Annotated in this window: 12 protein-coding genes; 7 read left to right on the plus strand and 5 right to left on the minus strand. The window is 73.6% G+C overall.

The genetic code is table 11. The features are described from left to right. Entirely contained in the window at positions 1-639 is a 639-nt protein-coding gene (locus tag ACNAW0_RS01380) for a hypothetical protein (protein WP_416285789.1), read from the minus strand. Positions 640-662: 23 nt separating this feature from the next. On the opposite strand from ACNAW0_RS01380, the gene ACNAW0_RS01385 reads away from it, so the two are divergent. Both ACNAW0_RS01385 and ACNAW0_RS01390 read left to right on the plus strand, forming a co-directional pair. Beyond that, positions 663-1,181, plus strand: coding sequence for an acyl-CoA thioesterase (locus ACNAW0_RS01385; RefSeq protein WP_416285790.1), 519 nt, complete (start codon positions 663-665; stop codon positions 1,179-1,181). Positions 1,182-1,390: 209 nt separating this feature from the next. After that, positions 1,391-3,382 carry an acetoacetate--CoA ligase gene (locus ACNAW0_RS01390; protein WP_416285791.1) on the plus strand — a complete coding sequence of 664 codons (1,992 nt, stop codon included), beginning with the start codon at positions 1,391-1,393 and terminating at the stop codon, positions 3,380-3,382. Positions 3,383-3,461: 79 nt separating this feature from the next. Here the strand turns inward: ACNAW0_RS01390 and ACNAW0_RS01395 are convergent, their stop codons facing one another. Further along, the gene (locus tag ACNAW0_RS01395) at positions 3,462-4,151 is read right to left on the minus strand and encodes a TIGR03089 family protein (protein ID WP_416285792.1); all 690 of its coding nucleotides are present in this window, start codon (positions 4,149-4,151) and stop codon (positions 3,462-3,464) included. A gap of 152 nt (positions 4,152-4,303) precedes the next feature. Between ACNAW0_RS01395 and ACNAW0_RS01400 the strand changes: the two genes are divergently transcribed. Together ACNAW0_RS01400 and ACNAW0_RS01405 are read left to right on the plus strand one after the other, a co-directional pair. Continuing rightward, positions 4,304-5,449, plus strand: a complete 1,146-nt coding sequence (locus ACNAW0_RS01400; protein WP_416285793.1) for a glycosyltransferase family 4 protein — start codon at positions 4,304-4,306, stop codon at positions 5,447-5,449. Between the two features lie 60 nt (positions 5,450-5,509). Next, on the plus strand, positions 5,510-6,601 hold the full coding sequence (locus ACNAW0_RS01405; RefSeq protein WP_416285794.1) for a mannose-1-phosphate guanylyltransferase: 1,092 nt from the start codon (positions 5,510-5,512) through the stop codon (positions 6,599-6,601). 26 nt (positions 6,602-6,627) lie between these two features. Here the strand turns inward: ACNAW0_RS01405 and ACNAW0_RS01410 are convergent, their stop codons facing one another. Beyond that, positions 6,628-7,212, minus strand: a complete 585-nt coding sequence (locus ACNAW0_RS01410) for an NUDIX hydrolase (protein WP_416285795.1) — start codon at positions 7,210-7,212, stop codon at positions 6,628-6,630. Between the two features lie 294 nt (positions 7,213-7,506). On the opposite strand from ACNAW0_RS01410, the gene ACNAW0_RS01415 reads away from it, so the two are divergent. After that, complete coding sequence (locus ACNAW0_RS01415; protein WP_416285796.1) at positions 7,507-8,502, plus strand: ArsR/SmtB family transcription factor; 996 nt, start codon at positions 7,507-7,509, stop codon at positions 8,500-8,502. 16 nt (positions 8,503-8,518) lie between these two features. Here the strand turns inward: ACNAW0_RS01415 and ACNAW0_RS01420 are convergent, their stop codons facing one another. Both ACNAW0_RS01420 and cofD read right to left on the minus strand, forming a co-directional pair. Beyond that, entirely contained in the window at positions 8,519-9,607 is a 1,089-nt protein-coding gene (locus ACNAW0_RS01420) for a coenzyme F420-0:L-glutamate ligase (RefSeq protein WP_416285797.1), read from the minus strand. Continuing rightward, positions 9,604-10,551: a 2-phospho-L-lactate transferase gene (gene cofD / locus ACNAW0_RS01425; protein WP_416285798.1), complete on the minus strand. Its 948-nt coding sequence runs from the start codon at positions 10,549-10,551 to the stop codon at positions 9,604-9,606. Before cofD ends, ACNAW0_RS01420 begins: the two co-directional genes overlap by 4 nt. Positions 10,552-10,651: 100 nt before the next feature. Here cofD and ACNAW0_RS01430 point away from each other — a divergent pair, with 100 nt between their 5' ends. Together ACNAW0_RS01430 and ACNAW0_RS01435 are read left to right on the plus strand one after the other, a co-directional pair. Beyond that, the gene (locus ACNAW0_RS01430; RefSeq protein ID WP_416285799.1) at positions 10,652-11,557 is read left to right on the plus strand and encodes a hypothetical protein; all 906 of its coding nucleotides are present in this window, start codon (positions 10,652-10,654) and stop codon (positions 11,555-11,557) included. A 117-nt stretch (positions 11,558-11,674) separates the two neighbouring features. Next, positions 11,675-14,182, plus strand: a complete 2,508-nt coding sequence (locus ACNAW0_RS01435; protein WP_416285800.1) for a bifunctional FO biosynthesis protein CofGH — start codon at positions 11,675-11,677, stop codon at positions 14,180-14,182. The last annotated feature ends 115 nt before the right edge of the window (positions 14,183-14,297 follow it).

Genomic DNA, 14,297 nt, shown 5'->3' on the forward strand with positions numbered 1-14,297 from the left:
CTACGATCGGCCGCTCGCCCGCGGGGGCGCGGACCACGGCGACTCGCCGCTGCCGCGGCGGGGCAGGGCGTCGGTGGGGGTCGGTTCGGGATAGCCCAGAGTGAGCGGGGCGGTGTCCTTGTCGTTCACGTCGGACGGGGGCAGGCCGCCGAGCGGCTGGGTGTGCTCGATCGGCTTGTCGGTCGGGGGCAGCCCCGGCTCGGCCGCCGGCTTCCCGGGCCACTGCCGCCACCGCTGCTTGCTGAACCCGGCCACCAGCAGCAGCAGGCCGATCAGGAACAGCGTGCCGTTCTCCAGCGGCTGGCGCAGGGGCATCGGGTCCCCGAGCATCTTCCACCCGTCGGGGATCTGGTCACGGATGGTGAATGGCGCGACGAACAGGCCGAGGTAGGGGACGACCAGCAGCAGCCCGGCCACGAGCGGACCGAGCGGCGAGAAGCGCAGCGTGCCGAGCAGGCCGAGCAGGATGCCGGCGACGCCGAGGTAGACGGCCGGCTCGATCAGGTTGGGCGTGCTGTACGTACCGATCTCCACCCAGCGGTGCACGGTGCGTCCAGACCCGTCCTGACCGAGGGTGACGAACACCCAGGTGACGGGCGCCACCACCAACCCGGCGAGGAAGCTCCAGAGATGTCGCATCCGCGCACCGTACCGTTTTCCGCATGACAGATCACCCCTCCGCCAAGCCGGCGGGCAAGCCGACCTCGTACTCGCGGGTCACGTTGAGTCGGATCATGACTGCCGTCGACGTCAATCTGTACGGGACCGTGCACGGTGGGGTACTGATGAAGTTCGTCGACGACGTGGCCGGGGCGGCGGCGGCCCGGCACAGCGGCGGCACCGCGGTCACCGCCTCGATCGACGAGATCGTCTTCTCCGAGCCGGTCCGGGTGGGGGATCTGGTGCACGCGCACGCCCAGGTCAACTGGACCGGGTACACCTCGATGGAGGTCGGGGTGAAGGTGGTCGCCGAGCGCTGGGACTCGGCCGAGGACGAGCCGGTCCGGGTCGCCACGGCGTACCTGGTCTTCGTGGGTGTGGACGTCGGTGGGTCGCCGCGCCCGGTCCGGCCGGTGCTGCCGGAGACCCTGGAGGACGAGCGGCGCTACCGGGAGGCGGAGATCCGTCGGGCCCACCGGCTGGCTCGCCGCCGTGCCATCCAGGCCCACCGCGCCGGCTGAGGTGTTAGGAGGGGGCCCCTGTACAACGCCAGGCGTTAACAGGGGGCCCCTCCTTACACCGCACCCACATGGGCGGTGGGTTGGGGGTGTGGGCGGGGCACGCCGATCTGGCGGGCACCTGGTGCGGAGAATGGCGTCGCGGGGTAGGGCAAGATGGCGCCACGGCCCGGGCACAGTGTCGTGACCGGGGCCTCAGGAAGGGTGGAGCAGTGGGTGACATGCTGTGGACGCCGCCGGCCGACGTGCGCGAGCGGTCCCGGATCGGCGACTACCTGCGCTGGCTGGCCGAGCACCGGGGGCTCGAGTTCGCCGACTACGACGCGCTGTGGCGCTGGTCGGTGACCGACCTCGACGCGTTCTGGCGCTCGATCTGGGACTACTTCGAGGTGGTCGCGCACACCCCGCCGACCGCCACGCTCGCCGACCGGGCCATGCCCGGCGCCCGCTGGTTCCCCGGCGCGACGCTCAACTACGCCGAGAACGTGCTGCGGATGCCCGGCCGGGCCGACGACGACCCGGTGGTGATCGCGTACGGGCAGACCCGCGAGCCGGAGACGCTCACCGCCGCCGAGCTGCGCGAGCGGGTCCGCCGGGTGGCGGCCGGGCTGCGCCGGCTCGGGGTCGGGCCGGGCGACCGGGTGGCGGCGTACGCGCCGAACATCCCGGAGACCTTCGTGCTGCTGCTCGCCACCGCCAGCCTGGGTGCGATCTTCTCCTCCTGCGCCCCCGAGTTCGGCACCCGCAGCGTCACCGACCGGTGGCAGCAGATCGAGCCCAAGGTCCTGGTCGCCGTCGACGGCTACCGGTACGGCGACAAGCCGGTTGATCGGCGGGGCGAGGTGGCCGCCATCCGGGCCGCGCTGCCGTCGGTGGAGCACACGGTCGGCATCGCGTACCTCGACCCGGCCGGTGTGCCCCCAGTGGGCGGGATTTCCTGGGCCGAGCTGGCGGCGGAGACCGACGAGCCGTTGACCTTCGCCCCGGTGCCGTTCGGCCACCCGCTCTACGTGCTCTACTCCTCCGGCACCACCGGACTGCCGAAGCCGATCGTGCACGGCCACGGCGGCATCCTGCTGGAGCACCTGAAGATGCTGGCCCTGCACCACGATCTGGGCCCGGCCGATCGGTTCTTCTGGTTCACCACCACCGGCTGGATGATGTGGAACTTCCTGGTCTCCGGGCCGGCGGTGGGCGCGACGATCGTGCTCTTCGACGGCAACCCGGGACACCCGGACCTGGGCGCGCTGTGGCGGCTGGCGGAGCAGAGCGACACCACGTACTTCGGCACCTCCGCGCCGTTCCTGCTGGCCTGCCGCAAGACCGGCCTGGTGCCTGCGGACATCGCCGACCTGTCCGCGCTGCGCGGGCTCGGCTCGACCGGCGCGCCGCTGCCCACGGAGGGCTTCACCTGGGTGTACGAGAACGTCAGCGACACCCTGCAGCTCCAGTCGCTCTCCGGCGGCACGGACGTCTGCACCGGCTTCGTCGGCGGCGTGCCGCTGCTCCCGGTGTACGCGGGTGAGATCACCTGCCGGGCGCTCGGGGCGAAGGTGGAGGCCCGTTCCGCCGACGGTACCCCGGTGATAGGCCAGCTGGGTGAGCTGGTGATCACCGAGCCGATGCCGAGCATGCCGGTGGGCTTCTGGAACGACGCGGACGGTTCGCGCTACCGCGAGGCGTACTTCGAGGTCTACCCGGGCGTTTGGCGGCACGGCGACTGGATCACGATCAACGAGCGGGGTGGCTGCGTGATCACCGGCCGTTCGGACGCCACCCTGAACCGGGGCGGCGTACGCCTCGGCACCGCCGAGTTCTACTCGGTGGTCGAGGGGCTGGACGAGGTGGTCGACTCGGTCGTGGTCCACCTGGAGGACGACCAGGGCGGGGCCGGTGAACTGTTGCTCTTCGTGGTGCTGGGCGAAGGGCTGGAACTGGACGACGACCTGCGCAAGAAGATCTGCCGCGAGCTGCGGACCGCGCTGTCGCCCCGGCACGTCCCGGACGAGATCCACCAGGTCCGCGCGGTCCCGCGCACGTTGAGCGCGAAGAAGCTCGAGGTCCCGGTCAAGAAGATCCTCACCGGCACTCCGATCGACAACGCGGCCGCCAAGGGCGCCCTGGCCAACCCGGAGTCCCTGACCGCCTTCGCCGCCTTCGCCCAACGCCGCGCCCACACCGACAACCCCACCCCCGCCCCGTAGCCGCGCCGATCGCGGAGTGGCGAACCCTCGCGAAGGGGGCGGATCACCTTATTTCGGGCGCCGCCACTTCAGATCGACACTAGGTCAGGATGCGGGTGGTCTTCTCGGCCGCGGTACGGGCGTCGAGGCGGGACCTGTCGAGGTTGGCGCAGAGGACCAGGGTGGCGCCAGCAGTCAACGGGGCGAGGAGCCAGTCGATCGGGTCGGGGTACCGCCCGGTGTCGACCAGCAGGCGGTCGCCGGGGGTGAGGCAGACCTCCGCGGCGCGGGCCTCCGCGCGGGCCAGCAGCGCCGCGTCCGCCTCGCCGCCCCCCGGGTACGGCGTGAAGTGGTCACCGTGGCCGCGTACCGCCGACACGAAATCGGCGAAGCCCGGCGGCACCTGCCGCATCGGCAGGGCGAACGGGTCGAGCGCGAGGGCGTAGCGCTCGCCGGCCGGCCACGCCGCCGCCTCGTCGACCCGGTCCGCGGCGGCGAAGAGCACGTCGACGGCGCCCGGGGCGTCGACCACGGTCAGCTTCGCCGACCAGCAGCCGAGCAGCACCGCGGCGGTCTGCCAGTGCGGCGGCAGCAGCGCGCCGGCCGTGTCGCCGGGGCCGAGGGCGGCCTCGTCGACGAGCAGGTTGGCCGTCTTGGCCACCCAGTTGGCCAGAGTCGCGCCGGACAGTTCGGTGCGCTCGCCGGTGGCGTCGTCGTACCAGGTCAGCAGGGGTCGGGTGGGGTCGGTCGCGATCGCGTCGGCGAAGACCCGGGCAATGTTGTCGGCCATCGGCGCGAACGATACGCGCTCGGGACCCGTACTCGATGACAGCGACAAGTCGGCGTACCGTCGGGTCGCAGTCAGCGTTGGGACCCGGGCCCGGCGTAGGCTTGCCGACAGTGTCGTCCCCCACAGACCCGACCTGCCTGAGGAGTCGCCCCGTGACCGCCGGTCGCCCGCCCCGCGTGCTCATCGACGCCACGAGTGTCCCCGCCGACCGAGGCGGCGTCGGTAGATACGTCGACGGGCTGCTCGGCGCCCTCGGCCGGGTCTGCGGCTCCGGCGTGGACCTGGTCGTGGTGAGCCTCCGCACCGACCTGGAGCGCTACACCCGGATGCTGCCCGGGGCCGAGGTGATCCCCGCCCCGGCGGCGGTCGCGCACCGTCCGGCCCGGCTCGCCTGGGAGCAGACCGGCCTGCCGCTGCTGGTCCAGCAGGTGGGCGCGGAGGTGCTGCACTCGCCCTTCTACACCTGCCCGCTGCGGGCCGGTTGCCCGGTGACGGTCACCGTGCACGACGCGACGTTCTTCACCGAGCCGGAGCACTACGACAAGTCGCGCCGGACGTTCTTCCGCAGCGCGATCAAGACCTCGCTGCGCCGGGCCGACCGGGTGATCGTGCCGAGCAAGGCCACCCGGGACGAGTTGATCCGCCTCCTGGACGCCGACCCGACCCGGATCGACGTGGCGTACCACGGGGTCGACCAGGCCGCCTTCCACGCCCCGAGCGAGGAGGAGAAGGCCCGGGTCCGCGCCCGCCTGGGGCTGGGCGGCAGCAGCTACATCGCGTTCCTCGGGGCCAAGGAGCCGCGCAAGAACGTACCCAACCTGATCCGCGGCTGGGCCCGGGCGGTGGCCGACCGGGCGAATCCCCCGGCGCTGGTCATCGCCGGCGGCCAGGGGCACGACGACGACATCGACCGTGCGGTGGCCGAGGTCCCGTCGCACCTGCGGCTGCTCCGCCCGGGTTACCTCCGCTACGCCGACCTGCCCGGCTTCCTCGGCGGCGCGCTGGTCGCCGCCTACCCGTCGTACGGCGAGGGCTTCGGCCTGCCGATCCTGGAGGCGATGGCATGCGCGGCGCCGGTGCTGACCACGCCGCGGCTCTCGCTGCCCGAGGTGGGGGGCGACGCGGTGGCGTACACCAGCGAGGACCCGGCCCAGATCGCCACCGACCTGGCCGCCCTGCTGGACGACGAGCAGCGCCGGCTCTCCCTGGCAAAGGCCGGCTTCGACCGGGCCAAGGAGTTCACCTGGGAGTCCAGCGCGGAGGTGCACATCGCCGCGTGGGGCCGGGCCCGTTCCTGAACCGGGTGCCGTACCGCCGACCCCCGGCCCCGGGTTGGGCGTTTCGGGCATGATGTGCTGATGTTCTATGCCGTCATCCCGGCGGGGGGCAGTGGCACGAGGTTGTGGCCACTTTCCCGGGCCGGCCATCCCAAGTTCCTCCACCCGCTGACCGGCACCCCGGCTTCGCTGCTCCAGGCGACGGTGGACCGGCTGTCGCCGCTGACCGCCCCCGAGCGCACGTTGGTGGTCACCGGTGCCGCGCATGTCGCGGCGGTGGCCCGGCAACTGGCTGGCGTGCCCGAGGAGAACATCCTGGTCGAGCCCTCGCCGCGCGACTCGTGCGCGGCGATCGCGTTGGCCGCGGCGGTGATCGCGGAACGCGACCCGACGGCGGTGATGGGCTCGTTCGCCGCCGACCACCTGATCGGCGACGCCGCGTCCTGGGCCGAGACCGTACGCCAGGCGATCCGCGGCGCCGAGCAGGGGCTGCTGATGACGGTGGGCATCACCCCGACCCGGCCGGAGACCGGCTACGGCTACCTGGAGACCGGCGAGCCGACGGGCGACGGTCCGCTGCGCCCGGTAGTCGAGTTCAAGGAGAAGCCGGCCGCCGAGGTGGCCGAGGAATACGTCCGCTCCGGGCGGCACCTCTGGAACGCCAGCATGTTCGTCTGGCGGGTCGACGTCTTCCTGGCCGAACTCGCCCGGCAGCAGCCGGCCATGCACGCCGGGATCGTCGCGATCGCGGCGGCGTGGGGGACCCCCGAGCAGGACGACGTCCTCGGCACCGCGTGGCCGACGCTGCCGAAGATCTCCGTCGACTACGCGGTGATGGAGGGCGCGGCGACCGCCGGCCGGGTGGCCACCGTACCGGGCGACTTCGGCTGGAACGACGTCGGCGACTTCCACACCCTCGGCGAGGTGCTCCCCGCCGACGAGGCCGGCAACGTGGTGCTCGGCGCCGACGCCAAGCCGGGCGTGCTGCTGCACGACACCACAGGCACCGTGGTGGTGCCGCAGTCCGGCCGGCTGGTGGCCACCGTCGGGGTGCACGACCTGATCGTCGTGGACACTCCGGACGCGCTGCTGGTCTGCCCCCGCGACCGCGCACAGGACGTCAAGAAGGTCGTCGACGAGCTCAAGGACCGCGGCGAGGAGGGCCTGCTCTGATCGGTGGCGCGGCGGGCCAGGGCGGCTCAGGCGGTGGCGCGGCGGGCCCGCGCGGCGAGGGCCGGCGCGACGAGCTGTTCGGTGGCGTGTGCCAGCGGTTCGGGCAGCCGGTCCGGCGGGAACCAGCCGAGTTTCTCGGACTCGTCGCTGACCCGCTCCACCGCCCCGGGCGGGGCGAAGACGGTGAACCGTACGTCGTAGTGCAGTGAGCCGCCCTGGCAGCCGACCGGGTGGATGTCCACGTCGATCGGCTCCTGGTCGACCGTCAGCCCGGCGATCCCGGACTCCTCGGTGGCCTCACGCAGCGCGGCGGCGGCCAGCGTCCGGTCGCCGGGCTCGCAGTGCCCGCCGAGCTGCACCCACTTGCGGAGCTTGCCGTGCAGGCAGAGCAGCACCCGCTCGCCGGTCGCGTCGAGCACCAGCGCGCTCGCGGTTAGGTGCCCGGCGCGGTGGGCGCGGCCCATCGCCACCGGCCCGGCGGCCAGCAGTTCCAGGGTCCGGTCGCGGGCCGCGGCGGCGGCCGGGCTGGTCGGCGTCCAGCGGCTCAGCACCGTGGTGGCGTCGGCGTGCAGGTCGGCGTACGTCGGCAGGTCGGTGCGAGTGTCGGGCATCCGGATACTCTACGAGCGCGTCCTGGCGTATCCCGGCCAGGTGGGACGACCGGATGGCACCCCTACGGCGAGTGCCGCAGACCCTCGTTGGTGCCGCCCGGGCGTCCGTTCCCCGAGGCCCGGTTGCCTCGGCCGGGGTGCTGACACCCGGCACCGGCGGGCAAGGGAAGTTTTGCCGAACGGCCCCCGCGTCGTCGAGGTTTTTCAGCCCACGCTTAAAGATGGAGATAAGTTACGCCGGGTACAGTGCCAACGGTGGCGGGCGTTCCTGCGGTCCGCCCCGGGAGCGCGCCGATGCTTAAGATCATTTTCACGAGCGAGGACATCCTGCGAACCAGGGTGGCCCCCGCCGCGGATCCGGTCTGGGAACTGATTCTCAGCCTGCACCTGCTCCAAGGTCGAGGGCGCGAGCCGCTGCTGACCGAATGGCGTCGCGCCACGGCCCGCACCCTGCGGATGGACAGCTCCGCCGAGCGGTTCCGCCTCCTGCTCGCCCTCAACCCCCCGCGCGGCTACTTCCCCGACTTTCTCACCCCGTACGCGAGCAGGGAGGGCTTCCAGGCGGGGCTGGAGGCCGTTCGTGGCACCCCCGTCGACCTGCTGCGCCGGGACCTGACCCGGCTCGCGGAGGAGAACCGGCTGCCGGCCCCGGCCGCCGCGCTGGCCCGGGGCGAGCCCGAGGCGCTTCACCACCTCACCGCCTCGATGGCGCGCTACCACTCGCTCGCCGTCACCCCGTACTGGCCCCGGATCCAGGCCGCGGTGGAGGCCGATCGGGCGCGGCGGGCGCGGGCGATGCTCGACGGCGGGCCGGAGGGCCTGCTGGCGAGCCTCCGGCCCGGCATGCGGTGGGCGGACGGGGTGCTCGAGGTCCTCGACTACCCGGACAGCCGGGAACTGCACCTGGACGGCCGAGGACTGCTGCTGGTCCCGTCGTTCTTCTGCGCGCGGACGCCCGTCGCGCTCCTCGACCCGGCGCTACCCCCGGTGCTGGTCTATCCCGTCGACCGGCTCGGCGGCCTCGCTCCGCACGGCGGCGGCGGGCGGAACCCGGACGGCACCAGGGAGGCCCTCGCCGCCCTGCTCGGCCGCACCCGCGCCGCCGTCCTGGAAGCCGCCGACGACGGCTGCACCACCGGCGAGATGGCCCGCCGCCTGCACATCTCGGCCGCCGCGGCCAGCCAGCACACCACGGTGTTGCGGAACGCCGGCCTGCTGGTCAGCCACCGGGACCGCAACACCGTGCTGCACACGCTCACCCCGCTCGGCCGCGCCGTCCTCGACGCCTGACACCCGCCCGCAACGGTCAGAGGGCCAGGGCGGCGCTGGCGGTGCTGCCCGCCGGTGGCGGAAGCAGCGCCGAGGAGACGCCCTCGGCGGCCAGCGCGGTCCGCAGGCGTTGCAGGTCGGCGCCGAAACGCACCAGGTCCGCCTGGTCGACGGGGGCCGGCGGAGCCCCGAGGGCGAGTCCGCCGGCCTGCTCGGGCCAGCCGGGCACGGTGGCGACCAGGCCGGCGCGTACCTCGTCATCGGTCACGTGCGTGAAGACCGTGCCCGGCGCGACCACCTCGGCGACGGCGGCGATCGCCCGGTCCACGACGGCCGGGTCGGCCGGCGCCGGCCCCGGGCCGTCGGCCAGGACCGCTGCCTCCCGCAGCCCGGCCGCCCTCGCTTCAGCGGTGCCCAGCGAGAACAGGTCCAGCGCGGCGTCCCGGATCAGCGCCCGGGCGCCCTCGCCGTCGGTGCTCCGCGCCACGCCCAGGTAGCCGCGGACGACCGCAACCGGCACCTGGTCGCGCTTGCCCTTGATCAGCTCGGCGGCGCCGGCCAGCTCGTCCACCACCGCCATCTGGGTGAGCTGGAGCTCGTTGCCGTACGGGTCGATCTCGCCCCGGTGGTCGCGGATCGCCGGCATCCCGGCCACCCCGAGCGCCACGTCGGTGAGCCCGTTGCGCCATGGCCGGCCCATGGTGTCGCTGATGATGACCGCGACGTCCAGGTGATAGTGGTCGTGCAGCGCGGCCCGCAGCGCCCGGGCGGACGCGTCCGGGTCCTTCGGCAGCAGCACCAGCCGGGTCTTGTCCACGTTTGAAGCATCGATGCCGGCGGTGGCCATGACGAAGCCGTGGTGGGTCTGCACGATCCGGGTCGTCCCGCGGTTGGCCACCACCCGGGCGGTCTCCGCGGCGAGCACCTCGTCCCGGGCGGCCAGCCGCTCGGGCCCGTCGGCCGGCACGTCGACCAGCCGGCCCTCCGCCTTCGACACGATCTTGCTGGTCACCACCAGCACGTCGCCGTCGCGCAGCCACGGCGCCGCGGTGGCGATCAGCGCGGCCAGGTCGTCGCCCTCGGTCACGTCGCCGATGCCCAGCACCGGCAGGATCTCCAGCTTCACACCAACTCCAACGCGGCCTGGACCATCGTGGCCGTCGCCGCCTCGTCGATCATTCGCAGCGGTGTCGACCGTACGGTCACGTCCGGCACCAGCGTTCCCGAGTCCTCAGGGGCGACCAGCCAGCCGTCGAGCAGGCCGCCGGCCGACCGGCCACCGTAGAGGCCGCCCACCCCGGCCGCGCTGCACTCCACGCCGAGCGCGGCGAGGCAGCGGTCGGCCATGCCGCGTACCGGGGCCCCGCCGATGATCGGGGACACGCCCACCACCGGGGCGCGCCCGTCGGTGACCGCGTCCCGCAGCCCCGGCACGGCCAGGATCGGGGCGATGCTCACCACGGGGTTGCTCGGCGCGACCAGCACCACGTCGGCCGAGCCGATGGCCGCCAGCACCTCCGGTGCCGGTTTCGCCGTCTCCGCGCCCACGAAGACGAACCGGTGCGTCGGGAGTTCCGCCCGGTACCGCACCCACCACTCCTGGAAGTGGATCGCCCGCTGGCCGCCGTCCAGGTCGACCACGACGTGGGTCTCCAGGCGGTCGTCGGTGGCCGGCAGCAGGCGTACGCCGGGCTGCCACCGGGCGGCGAGCGCCTCGGTCACCTGGGACAGCGGGTAGCCGGCGTTGAGCATCGCCGTCCGGACCAGGTGGGTGGCGAGATCCCTGTCGCCCAGGCCGAACCAGCTCGGCTCGGCGCCGTACGCGGCCAGCTCGGACTTGACCGTCCAGGTCTCGCCCACCCGGCCCCAGCCCCGTTCCGGGTCGGCGCCGCCGCCCAGCGTGTACATCACGCTGTCCAGGTCCGGGCACACCTTGAGCCCGTGCAGCAGCAGATCGTCGCCGACGTTGACCACGGCGGTCACCTCGGCCCCCACCTCCCGGGCGTACGCCCGGACGCCGAGCAGGAACCGGGCGCCCCCGATTCCGCCGGTCAGAACCACGATGTGCATGGCGTCCATCCTTCCGCACGCGCCGCCGTCGGTCGGCCGGTGGCCGGGGAGACTAGGCTCACGACGGCAACTGTCCGCTTTCGTCCCCAAGGGGGAGTCCGTGACCAGCCCCGCCGAGCCCACGTCCGGCGACACCACGCAGGCCAGCCAGGTGACCAAGCCACTGCGCGAACTGGCCGCGCTCGTCCTGCTCGGCGCGAACGCCGTGCTGCTCTTCGTCGGCCTGGTGCGCCTGCTGGTGCCGACCGACGCCTACAGCACCTTCGGCGCCCGGGCGGGCAGCACCTTCTTCGTCTTCGTCGGCGTCGAGTCGGCCGTGCTGCCGGTGCTGGCCGTCCTGCTCGCCACCCACGTACGCCCGGCGCTGTCCCGGGCGAAGCTGGTCACCGAGGTGGCCCTCGGCGAGTACGCCCTCGCCGGCCTGTTCGGCGCGCTGAGCTTCCTGATCTGGCTGGTCGGCCGGCTCGCCGAGGGCGAGGTGCTGGACGCGTTCCTCGGCCTGCTGATCCGGCCGGCCTGGCTGGCGATCTTCGGGGTCGCCGCGTTCGTCGTGTACCGGATCTGGCGCACCCTCTACTACGTCCCCAAGCCGAAGCCGCAGCCCGGCGTGTACGGGCAGCCGCAGCCGGGCTGGCCGCAGCAGCCGGGTGGCTATCCCGCGCCCGGCCAGCCGGGCGCCTACCCCGGCCAGGGCGGCTACCCGGCCCACGGCCAGTACGGCCAGCCGCCGTTCAACACCGCGCCGCCGCACGCTCCGCAGCCCGCGCCGCCGCACGCTCCGCAGTCCGCGCCGTCGTTCGGCGCTCCGCAGTCCGCGCCGCCGCACGCTCCGCAGCCCGCGCAGTCGTTCGGTGCCCCGCACCCGGCGCCGCCCTTCGGCCAGCCCCCGTCGGCCGACCCGACGCAGGCCATTCCGCGCCAGCCGGTCGAGCCCGCCCAGCCCGTCGTGGACGACAGCGAACGTACCCAGCGCCTGGACCGGGACGACCCGAACTACCCGCGCTGAACCCCAGCCGGAGGCCACGCTTTCCCCGAAGCGTGGCCTCCGGCCGGGCGACGGCCACCCTTTCCGTGAATCCGCGCCCCGGCGTGCCTCGGGGTGGGCAGCGCTTAGGGTGGACGGGTGGTTGATCTCAGCGAGTCCGTGCCGAGCGAGGCGAGCGTGCGGCGGGCCCTGCGCCGGGCCGCGACCGGCCGGGCGCTGGACGCCGACGAGGCGAGCGCCCTGCTGACGGCGCGCGGGGCCGCGCTCGACGAGCTGCTCCGGATCGCCGGTGAGGTACGCGACGCCGGGCTGCGGGAGGCCGGCCGCCCGGGAGTCGTCACCTTCTCGAAGAAGGTCTTCATCCCACTGACCCGGCTCTGCCGGGACCGCTGCCACTACTGCACCTTCGCCACCGTGCCGCACCGGGTCCCGGCCGCGTACCTGGACCGGGACGAGGTCCTCGCGATCGCCCGGGAGGGCGCGGCGCAGGGCTGCAAGGAGGCGTTGTTCACCCTCGGCGACCGGCCGGAGGAGCGCTGGCCGGCGGCCCGGCGGTGGCTGGACGAGCGCGGCTACGACTCCACCCTCGACTACCTGCGGGCCTGCGCGGTCGCGGTGCTGGAGGAGACGGGCCTGCTGCCGCACCTCAACCCCGGCGTGCTGTCCTGGTCGGAGCTGCAGCGGCTCAAGCCGGTCGCGCCGAGCATGGGCATGATGCTGGAGACCACGGCGACCCGGCTCTGGTCGGAGTCCGGCGGTCCGCACCACGGCTCGCCGGACAAGGAGCCGGCCGTCCGACTCCGGGTGCTCGACGACGCCGGCCGGGTCGGGGTGCCGTTCACCACCGGCATCCTCATCGGCATCGGGGAGACCCTGGCCGAGCGGGCCGACGCGCTCTTCGCGATCCGCCGCGCCGACCGGGAGTACGGCCACCTCCAGGAGGTGATCGTGCAGAACTTCCGTGCCAAGCCGGACACTGCGATGCGCGGCATGCCCGATGCCGAGCTGCACGACCTGGCCGCCACGGTGGCGGTGGCCCGGGTGCTGCTCGGGCCGAAGGCCCGGATCCAGGCCCCGCCGAACCTCATCGAGGGCGAGTACGACCTGCTGCTGCGCGCCGGCATCGACGACTGGGGCGGGGTCTCGCCGGTCACCCCGGACCACGTCAACCCGGAGCGTCCGTGGCCGCAGCTGGACGAGCTGGCCCGGCACACCGCACGGGCCGGCTTCACCCTGCGCGAGCGGCTGACCATCTACCCCGAGTACGTCCTGGCGGGTGACCCGTGGCTGGACCCGCGCCTGCTGCCGCACGTCACCGCCCTCGCCGACCCGGCGACCGGGCTCGCGGTCGAGGAGGCCCGCCCGGTCGGCCGCCCCTGGCAGGAGCCGGAGGAGGTCTTCGGCGGGCGTACCGACCTGCACGCCACCATCGACACCACTGGCCGGACCGGGGACCGGCGCGGCGACTTCGACAGCGTCTACGGCGACTGGGCCGAGGTCGCCGGCAAGCTGACCGCCGGGGGCGTACCGGTCGGGGCCGGTGACCTGGCAACCGGGCTGCGGCTGGCCGCGGACGACCCGGCGGCGCTGCTGGAGCCCGGGCACACCGACGCGGCGCTGGCGCTGTTCGGCGCCGACGGGCCCGCGCTGGACCAGCTGTGCCGGATCGCCGACGACGTCCGCCGGGACGCGGTCGGCGACGACGTCACCTACGTGGTCAACCGCAACATCAATTTCAGCAACGTCTGTTACGTCGGCTGCCGGTTCTGCGCCTTCGCTCAGCGGGAGAGCGACGCCGACGCGTACCGGCTCTCGGTGGAGCAGGTGGCCGACCGGGCCGAGGAGGCGTGGGCGGCCGGGGCGAGCGAGGTCTGCCTCCAGGGCGGCATCGACCCGAAGCTGCCGGTCACCGGCTACGCCGACCTGGTCCGGGCGATCAAGGCTCGGGTGCCGGGCATGCACGTGCACGCGTTCTCCCCAATGGAGATTGTCACCGCCGCGGCGAAGGCCGGCGTGCCGGTGAAGGAGTGGCTGCTCCAGCTCCGCGAGGCCGGCCTGGACACCATCCCCGGCACCGCCGCGGAGATCCTCGACGACGAGGTGCGCTGGGTGCTCACCAAGGGCAAACTGCCGGCCGCCGCCTGGGTCGAGGTGGTGACCACGGCACACGAGCTGGGCATCCGGTCCAGCTCCACAATGATGTACGGCCACGTCGACCACCCCGGTCAGTGGCTCGCCCACTTCCGGGTGCTGGCCGGCGTGCAGGACCGCACCGGCGGCTTCACCGAGTTTGTGGCACTGCCGTTCGTGCACACCAACGCGCCGATCTACCTCGCCGGGATCGCCCGACCCGGGCCGGCCTGGCGGGAGAACCGGGCGGTGCACGCGATGGCTCGACTGCTGCTGCACGGCCGGATCGACAACATCCAGTGCTCCTGGGTGAAGCTCGGCGACGAGGGCACCGTGGCGATGCTCCAGAGTGGCTGCAACGACCTGGGTGGCACGTTGATGGAGGAGACGATCTCCCGGATGGCCGGCTCGGGCAACGGCTCGGCCCGGACGGAGGAGCAGCTGCGGGCGATCGCCGCGGCGGCGGGCCGACCGGCCCGCAAACGGACCACCGCGTACGGCCACCTCGGCGCGTAGCGTCGAGTCTTCCCCGCCGTACTTCTCCGGGTTCGGCGACCACGTCCGGTTCGAGATTCGCATGTGGACGGAGCGCGGTCGGCGTTCACCGGCTCGGCGGGCGGTACGGCGTCGG

The sequence above is a fragment of the Micromonospora sp. SL1-18 genome, from assembly GCF_047921505.1.
Classification (GTDB): domain Bacteria; phylum Actinomycetota; class Actinomycetes; order Mycobacteriales; family Micromonosporaceae; genus Micromonospora.

Excerpts from the sequence above, each read along its gene's own strand:
- ACNAW0_RS01380 (WP_416285789.1), bottom strand. The coding sequence starts at position 639 with ATGCGACATCTCTGGAGCTTCCTCGCCGGGTTGGTGGTGGCGCCCGTC.
- ACNAW0_RS01385 (WP_416285790.1), top strand. The coding sequence starts at position 663 with ATGACAGATCACCCCTCCGCCAAGCCGGCGGGCAAGCCGACCTCGTAC.
- ACNAW0_RS01395 (WP_416285792.1), bottom strand. The coding sequence starts at position 4,151 with ATGGCCGACAACATTGCCCGGGTCTTCGCCGACGCGATCGCGACCGAC.
- ACNAW0_RS01405 (WP_416285794.1), top strand. The coding sequence starts at position 5,510 with ATGTTCTATGCCGTCATCCCGGCGGGGGGCAGTGGCACGAGGTTGTGG.
- ACNAW0_RS01410 (WP_416285795.1), bottom strand. The coding sequence starts at position 7,212 with ATGCCCGACACTCGCACCGACCTGCCGACGTACGCCGACCTGCACGCC.
- ACNAW0_RS01415 (WP_416285796.1), top strand. The coding sequence starts at position 7,507 with ATGCTTAAGATCATTTTCACGAGCGAGGACATCCTGCGAACCAGGGTG.
- cofD (WP_416285798.1), bottom strand. The coding sequence starts at position 10,551 with ATGCACATCGTGGTTCTGACCGGCGGAATCGGGGGCGCCCGGTTCCTG.